The following is a 12,563-nucleotide window of genomic DNA, read 5'->3' as shown; positions in this document are numbered from 1 at the left end:
CTGAACGGTGTCGTCGAAGCTCTTTGAACTCCAAGGACTCCGCAAGTCTTACGGCAGCGTGAGAGCCCTGCGCTGGGACAAGGAATCTGCAATCCGACTCCAAGCAGGGGACGTCCTTGGCCTCGCCGGAGAGAACGGTGCGGGCAAATCCACATTGCTTGGTGCGATCAGCGGTTCGCTCAGGCTTGACAGTGGAGAGATGCGATTCGACGGCACCGATTTCGCCCCTACCGGCCCATTCGATGCTCTAGACAAGGGAGTCGCGCTGATTCCCCAAGAGACATTGCTGTCACCCACACTCACAATTGCGGAGAATGTTCTCCTCGGCCGCGAAAAGGAATACACCGTCGGCGGCACGATCATACCGTCTCGGAGGGATCGACTCGCGCGAGAGGCACTCAATGCGATCGGCGCCGACTACCCCTTGCATAGTGTGGTGTCTGGTCTCCCGATCGAGCATCGAAAGATGATCGAGCTCGCTCGCGCGCTGGCGGCAAATCCAAAGGTGCTCTTGGTCGATGAGACATCGAATGTGCTTTCGCGGGACGGCGCTGTCGTTCTTTTCGATGAGATTCGGCGGTTCGCCGCCAACGGCGGTGCTGTGATCTTCGTTACGCATCGATTAGACGAGATTGTCGAGCATTGCAATAGGGTCGCAATCCTTAAGGACGGTGCATTCGTAAGAGAAGCTCTCGTCACCGAAACTGACGAAGCGGCGATCTCGCGCTCCATGGTGGGCCGAGACCTTGAGGTTCTCGCTGTCCGAGAGGCACGTGCAGATAACGCTGAGGAAGCTGCTGCTGCGCTTAGCGTAGTGAATCTGCAGGCGGATGGGTGCTCTTCCATTAGCTTCTCAGTGAGAGCCGGAGAAGTGCTGGGTATTGGCGGCCTAGTGGGCTGTGGCGCCGACAAAGTCATTCGCGCGCTCGCAGGTGCGGACAAGGCCAACTATGACAGCATCACGGTCTCTGGCATGGCAGTGCGAGGCGATGGTGTTCGAGCCCGCATCGCCTCGGGTCTGGCCTACGTTCCCAAGGACCGCGATGAGGAAGGTCTCCTATTGTTCTCCTCGGTACAGGAGAACCTGGTACTCGGCAGCCTCGACAGGTTTAGCAAGTTGGGAATGATCTCCCCGCAGGCAGGCTTGAAATCGGTAAAGAGCCTGATAGACCGGCTCAACATCAAGACACCTTCGGCAGGCACACAGGTCAGAAACCTTTCGGGTGGCAATAGACAGAAAGTCCTGCTAGCACGCTGGTTGCATCGCGATGTGCCGGTGCTCCTTCTGAACAACCCCACGCGCGGCGTGGATGTCGGCGCTAAGGGCGAGATCTATGAACTCTTGGATCGGGCCCGCTCGGACGGTAAGGCCGTGGTGGTTGTTTCAGATGAGCTTCCTGAACTTCGTCGCCTCGCTGACCGCGTTCTGATCATGAAAACAGGCAATGTCACCGCAGACTACAACGCTCCTGTTCCCGAGGAGCACGATTTGATTAGGGCAATGATATGACTTCTCCAAACCCTCAAACTGCCCCAGTGGTCACCTCACCTGAGGCAAGACGGCAGCGCTCACTACGCACCACAGTTCAAATGCTCGTACCTTATGCAGCACTGATCGTACTGTTTCTCCTCTTCACCGTACTCAAAGGGCAGACGTTCATTGCTCCATCGAATCTATTGGTGATCCTGCAGCAGTCCGTCGTCCTGGCCATAGTGGCCTACGGCATGACCTTCGTGATCACTTCCGGATCCATCGACCTGTCGGTTGGCTCAGTCGTCGGTCTTTCCGGTGTTGTCACCGCATTAGTCGGATTAGAACATGGCGCTCTCGGTCTCGTCGTTGGAGCGGCCGTCGGCGCCCTGGCCGGCCTAATCAATGGTGTGGTGTTCGCTTTCGCGAGAGTTCCATCATTCATCGTGACTCTAGGCATGCTGCAAGCCGCCCGCGGACTTACCATCCTGATCAGCGGAGGCTCCTCCAAACCCATGCCTACCGAAGGATTCCTGCCGTGGCTCGGCGTCATGCCTGGCATCATCATTGTCGGCATCGTAGTGACGCTTCTCGCCGGCTTTCTGTTTCAATTCACGGTCTTCGGGCGTCGCGTTCGGGCAATCGGCGGCAATGAGCGCGTCGCCACCCTCGCAGGGGTCCCCTCGCGTCAGACCAAGGTCTGGATCTTTGTTCTCTCCGGTCTCCTAGCTGGTATCGGGGGTGCAATTCTCGCTGCTCGACTCGGCACTGGCTCCCCGATCGCGGGTACGACATTCGAGCTCGACGTCATCGCAGCCGTCGTTATAGGCGGGACTCCGCTTACCGGAGGTCTTGGGCGGATCAGCGGGACCGTCGTCGGTGCACTGATCATTTCCATGCTCTCGAACGGCCTGGTCCTTATCGGTGTTGGAGATGCGGAGCAGACCATCGTCAAGGGTGTCGTACTTGCTGTAGCAGTCTTCATTTCTCTCGACCGCTCGAAGATCGGCATCATCAAGTAGCTTCACGGGCTACACCGTCATTCCGGGAAGGAAACTCGATTCATGACTGAATCCACCAATACTTCACGTCCATTTCGTGTCGGCGCTGTAGGGGCCGGGGCCATTGCGCGCCTGTCTCATCTGCCCTCGATCGCAGCGATCGAAGGTCTTGAGATCGTCGGCATCGCAGACCCCAGCATCGAGCGAGCTCAGGAGCTCGCGGATCAATATGGTGCGACGGCATACAGCGACTATCGCGAGATGTTCGCAGACGCTAGCCTCGACATCGTGCTTGTGGCGATTCCTAACCACCTGCACCGTCAGGTAATCGAGGACGCCGCGGCCGCGAGAATCAATGTGTTCTGCGAGAAGCCAGTCGCACACAACTTAGTTGACGCTATTGCGATCCAGGAAGCCTGTGAAAAGGCCGGGGTTCGCTTACAAATCGGATTTAACCAACGATTCTGGGAACCTACTCAGATCACAAAACGGGCAATCGACAGCGGAGTGATTGGCCAAGTTCAAGGTTTCCGTTCAGTGTATTCGGAGGGGTGGGACGTGTATCCGGCCGCCACCGGTTATCGCTATAACCTGCAGCAGTCCGGTGGCGCGGCAATCCTTGACCTTGGCGTACACCGCATCGATCTGGCCCGATATTTCCTCGGAGAAATCGTCGAGGTATGTGCGACCATGGACCACCGCGTAATTCCGCATCCTGCAGATGACAATGTGTTCCTTTTAGTACGCTTCGAAAGCGGCGCCACAGGCGTAATCAATTCGGATCGCTTCTCTCCCCAGGTTTCCGGTGCGACTGATTTGTATGGCCCCGATGGAACAATCCATCTCGCCACAGAAACGATTAATCCCTTCTCCAGCGTTCCCCTCGCAATTTCTAGCAAACTCGCCAAGGATGAACTTCCCCAGGAAGTGATCGAAGCCTACTGGCCCACCGCGTGGTGGAACGATTATCAGCCAGGAAGCTGGCTCGAGTTCACCCCACCACGTACCAACCCATACATCTCCGAATGGCAAGCGTTCGAGGGCGTGCTGCGTACTGGTATCGACGACGCAGTTGCACCAACTGGCGCAGACGGGGTGAAAGCACAAGAGGTCGTGACCGCGGCTTATCGCTCGGTACGTACACACGGCTGGGTCTCTCTGCCTCTTGCCGACCCTGAAGAGCCCATTCCTTCATACGAGTAAATCGACGCACCGGAGAAGAAAGGGACCTGACTATGCGCACGAGTTTTCATACCGGATTTTTGACTGGTATTCCGGTTCTCGAGGCTGTTGAACGTATACGTAGCGCGGGGTTCGACGGCGCTGAACTGAACGCCGAGACTCTCCCCTGGGCGGAGCCACACCTCACTCCTGACACACCATGGTCGGTGGTCAAGAAGCTCGCAGCGACTGAGGCGATTACCTCCGTTGTCGCCCACCGGGAGGGTCTTGCGAACCCTGACCCAGATAGGCGCGTTGACGCAGTAGCTTGGACGCTCGATCTTGCAAAGATCTCTGTCGACCTCGGTGCCCCACTTATCCATGTGATTCCCGGAGATGAGCCCGGCGACTCTTTGCTTGGAGTGGCCGGTGCCCGAGGTGAAATGTCAGCATTCGTGGATTCCCTGCGCCGCATCATCGACGGCACCAGGTCACTCGGCGTTGCCGTCGGTCTGGAACCCATTGTGCGTCAGCTTGTCTCTACGACCGATGCGGCTCTCGAGGTACTTCAGGAAGTACCAGATCTGGGGATCAGCTTCGATCCATCACACCTCGAAGTCACCACGCATGATGTAGATGATGCGGCACGTCGCCTCGGAAGCAAGACCCTGCTATTCGCGCTCAAGGATGCTCAGGGAACCTCTGAGAGCTTCAGCTTCCCAAAGCTTGGCACAGGAGACATCGACTTCGCGAGTGCGCTACGGATTCTTCTCTCGCAAGGATTCTCCGGCCCAGTCGTGGTGGAGCACGAGGCCCATGTGTTCGGCGATAAGAGGGGAATTGACGAGGTCCTCAGGCAGAGCTACGAGTTCACGTCTCAGCTGCTCGCAGATTTGGAATAGGACCAAAAAACTCAGACGGTGCCGCTCATTGATCCAGCGCAATTGAGCGGCACCGTCTAATGTGCACTTGGCTTGCGCTCAGTCCACGCCGAGCACACCGAGGCTCTCATCGAGTTCGACCTCGACTTCCACGCCGTTGCCGGGGTTGACCTCCACCTCGTAGCGCACGCGACCGTCGTCAGTCGAGATCGAATCGATCTCGCCCCCGCCCGCCGCGTCGAGCGCCGCATCAATGATCGACTGCAGTTTCGACACGTCAAGCAATGGATCATCGTCGGGATCGCTGTCCTCGTCTCGCACGGCCGCACTGCCGTCCTCAGCGACCCACACCTCGGCCTGGGTGCCGTTTGCAAGGCGCACGTCGACTTCCCACCCACCACGCTCGACGTCGATAGACGTGGCGCCCTTCCCAGACGTCTCGGCAAGCGCCGCCTTGATCGCGTCGGTGAGCGAATCAGCGTCAGCAGGAGCCAGCGGTGTACCCACGGTCGCTCCGCCGTCGCTTCCGGACCCGGCGCCATCCTCGTCGCCCCTCGCGGCACTGTCGTCGGTTCCGGGTGACGTACCGCCGACGGCGACGTCATCGTCGTGATCCTCCATCGAACCATGCTCAGAACTCGCGGTCGCACCACCACCGTCACCATCGTTGTTGCCGAGTGCTGCACCGAGCGCGACTCCGCCGCCACCCAGCAGGATGATCGCCGCTGCGATACCCGCACCGATGATCAGCGGGCGATTCTTCTGCACCCGGCCTGTGTCCGGGCGATCATCGCCGCTCTGCTGCGGCTCTGCACCCTGCGGCAGGCCAGTGTTCTGAGGGGCTCCGGAATTCTGAGACTCTCCGGGGTTCTGGGGCTCGTTCATCGTCATGGTGCACGCATCTCCCTTCAACGTTGACTCCACTCTGGCCGATACTGCAGGCGATGTCAGGCCCCTTGCGCGCTCATTCGCGAATAGATAGGCGGATCCCCGATCGCCACTCACCAGCTGCGCGTGTGAACTAGCGGACTTTCCACCGATTCGCCACCCCTCGAATGCCGAGATGCCTGCGCGATAGAGTGCGAAGCACGAGCCCGAGGAGGTACACAATGTCAGACGCGAAGAACTCGGCTTCCGGTACGGAGACTCCCAGCACTGAACCGGAGGAAACTCTCGACGCACCAGTGCTTGATGGGGCCGACATGAGCGACGAACGTGAGCGCGAGGTTGATAACGAGCGCCGCGGCATGTCGGATCCCGGCCTGATCAGGCATCCCGAGACCGGCGAGAAGACGCCGATTCCCAACGAAGAGGGCTGACCGCCCCTCAAAGACTGCACAGTCTCACCTGCTTCTCAGACGATCTTCGCGCCCCTCATAGGTTGGCGGGGCATGCTAGGTCGTAGCGTCGCACCCGGCGCGTAACCGCGCGACGACGAGGAGCATTCGTGAAGAAATCCCACAAGATCATCATCGGGGTCGGCGCCGGTGTGCTCGCTCTCGGGCTCACAGCCGCCATCGCCGGGCCGATGATCTACCGGGATCTCATCGCCGCCCCCGCGGCCGAGGAACCGACGCTCACCGGCGATGAGACGCTCACCGGCGAGGCACCATCCGACGTAACAACGTCTGGCGAAGCGCTCGACCCCGAGGCGCTCGTGGGCACCTGGAGGATCACCTCCGGGTCCGAGGCCGGCTACCGGGTTGATGAGGTACTCAACGGAACCGACGTGACCGTCACTGGTCGTACCGATGACGTCAGCGGCGACTTTACCGTCGACAGCACCGGGCTCACGCTCGAATCCGCACAATTGACGGTCGATGTCGCCTCGATCACGACCGATAGCGGCAATCGAGACGAGTACTTCCGCGGGCAAGCGCTGCGCACCTCGGAATTTCCCGAGGCCACATTCGTGCTCACCGAACCGGTGACGCTCGAGTCGGCACCGAGTTCAGGCGACGTCGTCGAAGTCGATGCTACGGGTGACCTCACGATCGCCGGTGAGACGCAGGAGGTCACGGCGACCATCGAACTGCGCAGCGACGGCGAGACCGCTGAGATTGCAGGATCGATACCGATCACCTTCGCCGACTACGGCGTCGAAGCACCGAACCTGGGCTTCGTCACGGTCGAACCGTCCGGTCAGGTGGAGTTCCAACTGACTGCGGAGCAGGGCTAACGTGGCTGGAGCATCTACCGCCGCAGCCGGGACATGTATCGTCGCGGCGGTGGCTGAGGCCTTCGCGTCTGTGTCTGATTCCGCTGCGGCTATGCCCTACGCTGCGAGGCCGCGGCGCAGCAGCGTCTCCCCCGCCACGCGGGGGCCCGTGAAGAACGGCACTTCTTCGCGCACATGGAGCCGGGCATCGGTCGCGCGCAGCTCGCGCATGAGATCGACGATGCGAATCAGGTCGTCGCTCTCGAACGCGAGCAACCACTCGTAGTCGCCGAGCGCGAACGCCGAGACCGTGTTCGCGAGCACATCGCGGTAGTCGCGCGCCGCCATGCCGTGCTCGCGCAGCATGGTGCGACGCTCGTCATCAGGCAGCAGGTACCACTCGTGCGAGCGCACGAAGGGGTACACGCAGATGTATCCCCGTGGATCGTCGCCCGCGAGGAACGCCGGTACGTGCCCACGATTGAACTCCGCCGCACGGTGCACGCCGATGTTCGACCAGACCGGAGCAAGACGTCCGTCGGACTCCTCGACGACCGCCCGGTACCCCGCTTGGAGCGCCTCGACCTCGGGCGCATGCAACCACAGCAGCACGTCGGCGTCGGCCCGGAATCCCGAGACGTCGTACCAGCCGCGCACTGTCAGACCCTCGACGGCGCTCAGGCGATCCAGAACCTCATCGACCGCAGCCTCACCGGGCGCCGCCTGCGACCGGTCCTCGCGAAACACCGCGTACATCGTGTAATTCACCGATTCGTTGATTGCTTCGGCCACGGCCGAGTGATCAACTTCTGGTACCTGATGCTCGCTCATACTTCTCCGTACTCCACTCTCTGACCGGAGCTCTCTGGTCCGCGCCTTCTGGTTTCTACTCTCCGAGGTCATCGCTGCCGTTGCCTGAGTTGGTGCCGGACAGGCCTGTCAGTCGTCTGCGCCGGCGAGCACGGGAATGCCCGTGACCTCGCCGTGCCGCATACGGCAGCTGCCAGGAGGCGCGACGTCGGGAAACGCTTCCAGCACCCCGACGATCGGTGCCGGCACGTCTTCGCCGCGCTCGCGAGCGGCGCGCTCGAGCACCAGGTCGACGATGCCCGCTACGAAGATCTCGCGTACGCCCACCGTTGCTGCCCGCACCGCGGCCAGACCATGCTCAGTCGCGGTCTCCATAGCTTCGACGTCGAGGTCGAAGGCGACCTCCATATGGTCTGACACGAAGCCGATCGGGGCGATGACGACCTTCTGCACGCCCTGCGCGGCGAGTTGTTCGATGTGATCGTTCACGTCGGGCTCGAGCCACGGAACACGCGGGTCTCCGGAACGCGAGCAGTACGACAGGGACGACTCGAAGCGTTCGCCGAAGCGCTCTGCGAGCGACGCGTCGATGGAACCCTGCACGTCTTCGTGCTGTTCGCGGTAGCCCGGGCCGGTGACGGCAGACGCCTCTTGCATCGTGTCGGGAATCGAGTGCGTCACATAGACGATGTGCGCCCCGGTCGGTCCCCCCTCGACCTGCTCCAGCGCTTCCGCAACCGCATCCGCGTTCGCCCGCACGAAGCCCGGATCGTTGAAGAAGGGTCGCAGGATGTCGATCTCGGGAGCCGCATCACCCAGTTCGGCCCGGGCGGACGCCAGGTGCTCGCGGTACTGCCGACTGCCCGAGTACGAGGCGTAGGCGCTCGTCACGAGCGTCAGCACGTGCTTCGCGCCGAACGCGGCCGCGTCGCGCAGCGTGTCGACGGTGTAGGGGTGCCAATTGCGGTTGCCCCAGATCACGGGCAGATCGATGCCACGACGATCGAGTTCAGCGCGCAATGCGGCGAGCAGCTCCAGGTTCTGCTCATTGATCGGGCTCTTGCCTCCGAACCCGTAGTAGTGCTCGCCGACCTCGCGGAGACGCTCTTCGGGGATGTTCTTGCCCCGGGTCACGTTCTGCAGAAACGGCACGACATCGTCGGTAGCATTGGGGCCGCCGAAGGAGCAGAGGAGCAGAGCGTCATACGGTTTCACATCTTCACAGCCCATGCTTTGCACCGTACCACCAGGTCACCTGTACATCTGATCTATGACATCTGCTCTACCCCTCCCCGACCCCCTGTCTTCGAGCCATGCGCCTGACGCGCTACGCTGAGTTCGGCCGGATCAGCCGCAGATGATGAGCACGGAGGGGCAGATGCCTGCAGTGGGGCGACGAGGATCGCAGAAGTCTCAGGAGACCCTCGCCTACCTGCGCTCCAAGATCGTGAGCGGAGATTGGCCACTCGGCGAGTTGATTCCCAAGGAGCCCGAGCTCATGGAGCTCATCGGCGTCGGCAAATCGACGGTACGCGAGGCAGTGCGATCGCTGGCAACACTGGGCATGCTGCAGACCGTGCAGGGCGTGGGCACGTTCGTGCGGGCGCGCACACCGGTCGGGTCGATCCTCACCGAATTTCTCGCCGACCACGACCTTGAAGAAGTGCTCATCTACCGTCGCTCGCTCGAAATCGAGGCTGCTCAGACGGCAGCGATCAAACGCAGCGAGGCGCAACTGGCAGCACTTCGCGCAAGCCACGAGCGCAGCATCGCACTGCACGAGGCTGAAGGCGAACAGGCGACCAGTGGCGAGCGCTGCAACGACATTACGCGTGAAGATTCGTTCCATCGCCTCATCGTCGAGGCGAGCGGCAGTCGGCTGCTGCTCGATCTGTACACAGGCGTGATGCAAGCGCTCAACACGGCGGTTGCGCGCGGACAAGTCTTCGTGGGTACCACTCGGGAGACGATGCTGCTCGATCACGGCGCCCTGCTGCGCGCGATCGAAGAACGGAACGTGCGCGACGCGGCCCACGCGATGGCGCTGCATGCAGACCGGGACCTCGGCCTGCGCACGGAGAGCCCGGAGCTCTTCTTCAACACGGAGCGCGCCGAGACGCTCATCGAGGCCGGCTACGAACCGCGCGAGGAGTAGCGGATGGGCGCGGCCAGGGCAATACCCGGCACGTGCTGAACTAGGCTGTAGGTGATGACCGCACTCAAACGCTGGGTGATCGCGCTCGTGATCATCGGCATGCTCGGAGGCCTGCTCGAGATCGGCCTGCGCACATTCATGCCCTCGGTCATCGAAACCGGTGCCAGGCTTGCACTGCGCGTTCCGAGCGAATCCCGGGTCGAGGCAGATCTGCCCGGCTCACTGGCGCTCGGCGCACTGAGATGGCGGATCGCAGACGTCACCGTCACCGCCGAGGATGTGCCCGTAACCGGTGAGATCACTTCCTCCGCGACGCTCAAGATGGACGCACTGCCGCTGATCCCGACCATCGGCAAGATGCGAGGCGGCACGGTCGAATTCGAGATTCCCGAGGATCAGGTGAATGGTCTGGCATCGCTGGTGGGCAGTGGCCTGGCAGACCGGGGCGAAATGCGCGATGGTCGGATGGTGCTCGGCGGCACGCTGAGCACCGAGCAGTTCGATCTACCGGGCAGCCCTGCGTTCGAGCTGCCCTACGAATTGACGGCCGAGCTCGGCGTCGAGAACGGCGACATCACGGTGACCCCGACCGACACGACCATCGAAGGCTCAGGCCCCGTGGCCGATTTCGCCCGCCAAGCAGTTTCCGAACCCCGCACGGTCTGCATTGCGGACCGCCTGCCGAAGGGGATGGTGCTCAGCGATATCGAGCTGCCGGAATCGGGCGGAGTCGTGCTGCGGGCCGATCTCTCGGAGTGGCTCTTCATGAGCCCTGGGGAGCGCATGCCGGGCAGCTGCGACTAACCTCGCCGATCGCTTCGCCGATCATGCAGGCTCAACCCATGACGGTCGCTGCGAGTGTGGCGCCGAGTTCTGCGGCCCGCTCCAGATGCTCCTCATCGGTGTCGCCGGTGAAGACGAGCGGTTCGGCCGCGAGCGTCCAGCCGTAACCGGTCGTGATCGAGACCATGGCCCGTTCGGCGCCGGTCGTGTCGTGGCCACCGTGAATCCAATACGAGAACGGCCGCTTGACGGTCTCCTCGCGCACGGCGTCATACGTGGTGTCGAAGAAGTGCTTCAGCGCGCCCGACAGATATCCGAAGTTCGCCGTCGTGCCGAGAATGTACCCGTCAGCCGCGAGCACATCCTCGGGCGTCGCCTCAAGAGCGGCCCGCTCGATCACCTCGACGCCCTCGATGTCCTCGTGATGGGCGCCTCGCAGCACGGCGTCAGCGATCCCTCGCACCCGCGGCGTCGGTGAGTGATGGACGACCAGCAGACGAGTCATGGCAACCTCCTGTACTGAGCGTACTTCCTCTGCGCACGTTTCGAGCGCGCTCAGGGAACACGGAGCACACGCTCAGTTCGGCTCTGACCTGCCCTTCCGCCAGTACCCCATGAAGGTGATCGAACGCCGATCGATGCCCAGGTCCCTGACGAGATGACGACGCAGACCGGTGACGACCCCGGCCTCGCCCGCGAGCCAGACGTAGCACCCGGGAGCGCCAGTGTCGGCTGCGGTATCGCCGGATCGCTGAGCTGCTGCGAGCGCCCCTGCCCGAGCACGCGCTGCCCCGTCGAGCAGCACTCCGTGCTCCGTGTGTTCCACGGGCTCCACGGGCTCCGCGCCGCTTCGAGGCAACCAGACGACCTCGACCCCGGCGGGAGCACGCAGGTCGAGTGCATCCTCCGCATCCGGGATCTCGAGGCAGACGCTCCCCGAGAAAGGCTCACCAGAGGACTCGAGCGATTCGAGGATCGCGGCAATCGCCGGCACAGCGGTCTCGTCACCGGCGAGCAGCACGGTGCGCGCAGCGCCGGGCTGCCACTCGACGCCCCCGCCGCTTGCCTGCGACCGCCCGTCGGGCCCGAGCACGATGAGCTCATCGCTCACCTGCGCGCCAGTGGCCCAAGCGGAGGCGGGGCCGTCGATACCGTGCAGTACGAAGTCGATGTCGATCTCCTGCGCCTCCGGGCGGATCGCACGCACGGTGTACGTGCGCATGACGCCGCGTTCGGCATCGTGCATCGTCGAAGACGGCACGATTGACGAGCTGCGCGCGGCGGGCGGTCGCTTCGCGCGCTTCTGGGAGCACCAGGAGCGCGCGAGCGGTTGGACGCTCAGCTAGGCAAGCTCCATCGGGCTCGCTTCCGGTTCACCAGCACTGGATTCCAGAGCCCAGAATCCGCCCCCTCAGTGCACCGTCGCCCCCACTACCGACGTCAGCCTCGGGTGCGGGTGACTCCTACCTCTGGCGAGGGTAGAGAAACTCATGCTGGATCCGGATCTTGCATGAGTTTTTCTTCCCTCGAGACCATGCTGCAGCCCGGGGCTGGATGTGGGCATGGACAGGGAGCTGGGGGCCGGGCGTCCAACATCCTCGCCCGCTTCTGGGCGCACCAGGAACGCGCGCAGCTGGACGAGCAGTGACGGCAGCGCTCAGAGCTTGGAGTCGTGGGCGGCCGTGCGCCCGGCGGCCCGGCACTCGGCGCATACCCCGAAGACCTCGACGATGTGCGAGGTGACCGTAAACCCGTGCTGCTCGGCTACGGAGGCGAACCACGCCTCATCGGGCGGAGCGATCTCGACGGCCTTGCCGCAGACCTCGCAGACCATGTGGTGGTGGTGCGATTCGAGATTCTCGCAGGCGCGGTAGAGCTGCCCGTCAACCGTCGTGATGGTGTCGGCCTCTTGCGCCGTGACGAGGGAGTTGAGCTGCCGGTAGACCGTCGCAATGCCGACCTGCATGCCGTCGTCGATGAGACGCCGGTGCAGTTGCTGGGCCGAGATGAACCCCTCGGTCTTCTCGAGAGCGGTTCGCACGGCCGCGCCCTGCGCCGTACGGCGGGTGCGAGTGGTCTCCACGGTGCCCTCCAGAACAATGCACGGATTGACTACGAATGCTAGCAGCCCCGCCCACGAAGC

At 62.6% G+C, this 12,563-nt stretch carries 15 protein-coding genes; 9 read left to right on the top strand and 6 right to left on the bottom strand.

Annotated elements, in window-relative coordinates:
• Positions 1-7: 7 nt before the first annotated feature.
• The 4 genes from ACUYV6_RS12890 (at position 8) to ACUYV6_RS12875 (ending at position 4,535) form a co-directional block, all read left to right on the top strand.
• Positions 8-1,510: a sugar ABC transporter ATP-binding protein gene (locus ACUYV6_RS12890; protein WP_449279075.1), complete on the top strand. Its 1,503-nt coding sequence runs from the start codon at positions 8-10 to the stop codon at positions 1,508-1,510.
• An 80-nt stretch (positions 1,511-1,590) separates the two neighbouring features.
• Positions 1,591-2,493, top strand: coding sequence for an ABC transporter permease (locus tag ACUYV6_RS12885; protein ID WP_449279074.1), 903 nt, complete (start codon positions 1,591-1,593; stop codon positions 2,491-2,493).
• A gap of 42 nt (positions 2,494-2,535) precedes the next feature.
• Positions 2,536-3,675: a Gfo/Idh/MocA family protein gene (locus tag ACUYV6_RS12880; RefSeq protein ID WP_449279073.1), complete on the top strand. Its 1,140-nt coding sequence runs from the start codon at positions 2,536-2,538 to the stop codon at positions 3,673-3,675.
• 59 nt (positions 3,676-3,734) lie between these two features.
• A complete protein-coding gene (locus ACUYV6_RS12875) occupies positions 3,735-4,535 on the top strand; it encodes a sugar phosphate isomerase/epimerase family protein (RefSeq protein ID WP_449279072.1) in 801 nt (266 codons plus the stop codon).
• A 78-nt stretch (positions 4,536-4,613) separates the two neighbouring features.
• On the opposite strand, the gene ACUYV6_RS12870 is transcribed toward ACUYV6_RS12875, so the two are convergent.
• The gene (locus tag ACUYV6_RS12870) at positions 4,614-5,405 is read right to left on the bottom strand and encodes a PepSY domain-containing protein (protein WP_449279071.1); all 792 of its coding nucleotides are present in this window, start codon (positions 5,403-5,405) and stop codon (positions 4,614-4,616) included.
• A gap of 218 nt (positions 5,406-5,623) precedes the next feature.
• Here ACUYV6_RS12870 and ACUYV6_RS12865 point away from each other — a divergent pair, with 218 nt between their 5' ends.
• Together ACUYV6_RS12865 and ACUYV6_RS12860 are read left to right on the top strand one after the other, a co-directional pair.
• Complete coding sequence (locus ACUYV6_RS12865) at positions 5,624-5,833, top strand: hypothetical protein (protein WP_449279070.1); 210 nt, start codon at positions 5,624-5,626, stop codon at positions 5,831-5,833.
• Positions 5,834-5,961: 128 nt separating this feature from the next.
• Positions 5,962-6,693 (top strand): YceI family protein, encoded by a 732-nt coding sequence (locus tag ACUYV6_RS12860; RefSeq protein ID WP_449279069.1) that lies wholly within the window; start codon positions 5,962-5,964, stop codon positions 6,691-6,693.
• 96 nt (positions 6,694-6,789) lie between these two features.
• On the opposite strand, the gene hemQ is transcribed toward ACUYV6_RS12860, so the two are convergent.
• Together hemQ and ACUYV6_RS12850 are read right to left on the bottom strand one after the other, a co-directional pair.
• A complete protein-coding gene (gene hemQ / locus ACUYV6_RS12855; protein WP_449279068.1) occupies positions 6,790-7,503 on the bottom strand; it encodes a hydrogen peroxide-dependent heme synthase in 714 nt (237 codons plus the stop codon).
• Positions 7,504-7,611: 108 nt separating this feature from the next.
• Positions 7,612-8,712 (bottom strand): ferrochelatase, encoded by a 1,101-nt coding sequence (locus ACUYV6_RS12850; RefSeq protein ID WP_449279067.1) that lies wholly within the window; start codon positions 8,710-8,712, stop codon positions 7,612-7,614.
• Between the two features lie 148 nt (positions 8,713-8,860).
• Here ACUYV6_RS12850 and ACUYV6_RS12845 point away from each other — a divergent pair, with 148 nt between their 5' ends.
• Together ACUYV6_RS12845 and ACUYV6_RS12840 are read left to right on the top strand one after the other, a co-directional pair.
• The gene (locus ACUYV6_RS12845) at positions 8,861-9,637 is read left to right on the top strand and encodes a FadR/GntR family transcriptional regulator (RefSeq protein ID WP_449279066.1); all 777 of its coding nucleotides are present in this window, start codon (positions 8,861-8,863) and stop codon (positions 9,635-9,637) included.
• 54 nt (positions 9,638-9,691) lie between these two features.
• The gene (locus ACUYV6_RS12840) at positions 9,692-10,441 is read left to right on the top strand and encodes an LmeA family phospholipid-binding protein (RefSeq protein WP_449279065.1); all 750 of its coding nucleotides are present in this window, start codon (positions 9,692-9,694) and stop codon (positions 10,439-10,441) included.
• A 31-nt stretch (positions 10,442-10,472) separates the two neighbouring features.
• Here the strand turns inward: ACUYV6_RS12840 and ACUYV6_RS12835 are convergent, their stop codons facing one another.
• Positions 10,473-10,925 (bottom strand): flavodoxin family protein, encoded by a 453-nt coding sequence (locus ACUYV6_RS12835; protein WP_449279064.1) that lies wholly within the window; start codon positions 10,923-10,925, stop codon positions 10,473-10,475.
• A 72-nt stretch (positions 10,926-10,997) separates the two neighbouring features.
• Positions 10,998-11,666: a siderophore-interacting protein gene (locus ACUYV6_RS12830; protein ID WP_449279063.1), complete on the bottom strand. Its 669-nt coding sequence runs from the start codon at positions 11,664-11,666 to the stop codon at positions 10,998-11,000.
• Between ACUYV6_RS12830 and ACUYV6_RS12825 the strand changes: the two genes are divergently transcribed.
• Positions 11,641-11,766 carry a hypothetical protein gene (locus ACUYV6_RS12825; RefSeq protein WP_449279094.1) on the top strand — a complete coding sequence of 42 codons (126 nt, stop codon included), beginning with the start codon at positions 11,641-11,643 and terminating at the stop codon, positions 11,764-11,766. The genes ACUYV6_RS12830 and ACUYV6_RS12825 overlap by 26 nt on opposite strands.
• Before the next feature lie 311 nt (positions 11,767-12,077).
• Here ACUYV6_RS12825 and ACUYV6_RS12820 read toward each other — a convergent pair whose 3' ends face one another.
• Entirely contained in the window at positions 12,078-12,503 is a 426-nt protein-coding gene (locus ACUYV6_RS12820) for a Fur family transcriptional regulator (protein ID WP_449279062.1), read from the bottom strand.
• Positions 12,504-12,563 lie beyond the last annotated feature (60 nt).

Source organism: Leucobacter sp. GX24907, assembly GCF_053567335.1.
The sequence above is the reverse complement of the archived record's forward strand: the minus strand, read 5'-3'. Positions and strand labels throughout refer to the sequence as shown.

Excerpts from the sequence above, each read along its gene's own strand:
- ACUYV6_RS12885 (WP_449279074.1), top strand. The coding sequence starts at position 1,591 with ATGCTCGTACCTTATGCAGCACTGATCGTACTGTTTCTCCTCTTCACC.
- ACUYV6_RS12880 (WP_449279073.1), top strand. The coding sequence starts at position 2,536 with ATGACTGAATCCACCAATACTTCACGTCCATTTCGTGTCGGCGCTGTA.
- ACUYV6_RS12870 (WP_449279071.1), bottom strand. The coding sequence starts at position 5,405 with ATGACGATGAACGAGCCCCAGAACCCCGGAGAGTCTCAGAATTCCGGA.
- ACUYV6_RS12865 (WP_449279070.1), top strand. The coding sequence starts at position 5,624 with ATGTCAGACGCGAAGAACTCGGCTTCCGGTACGGAGACTCCCAGCACT.
- hemQ (WP_449279068.1), bottom strand. The coding sequence starts at position 7,503 with ATGAGCGAGCATCAGGTACCAGAAGTTGATCACTCGGCCGTGGCCGAA.
- ACUYV6_RS12850 (WP_449279067.1), bottom strand. The coding sequence starts at position 8,712 with ATGGGCTGTGAAGATGTGAAACCGTATGACGCTCTGCTCCTCTGCTCC.
- ACUYV6_RS12845 (WP_449279066.1), top strand. The coding sequence starts at position 8,861 with ATGCCTGCAGTGGGGCGACGAGGATCGCAGAAGTCTCAGGAGACCCTC.
- ACUYV6_RS12840 (WP_449279065.1), top strand. The coding sequence starts at position 9,692 with ATGACCGCACTCAAACGCTGGGTGATCGCGCTCGTGATCATCGGCATG.
- ACUYV6_RS12835 (WP_449279064.1), bottom strand. The coding sequence starts at position 10,925 with ATGACTCGTCTGCTGGTCGTCCATCACTCACCGACGCCGCGGGTGCGA.
- ACUYV6_RS12825 (WP_449279094.1), top strand. The coding sequence starts at position 11,641 with ATGACGCCGCGTTCGGCATCGTGCATCGTCGAAGACGGCACGATTGAC.
- ACUYV6_RS12830 (WP_449279063.1), bottom strand. The coding sequence starts at position 11,666 with ATGCACGATGCCGAACGCGGCGTCATGCGCACGTACACCGTGCGTGCG.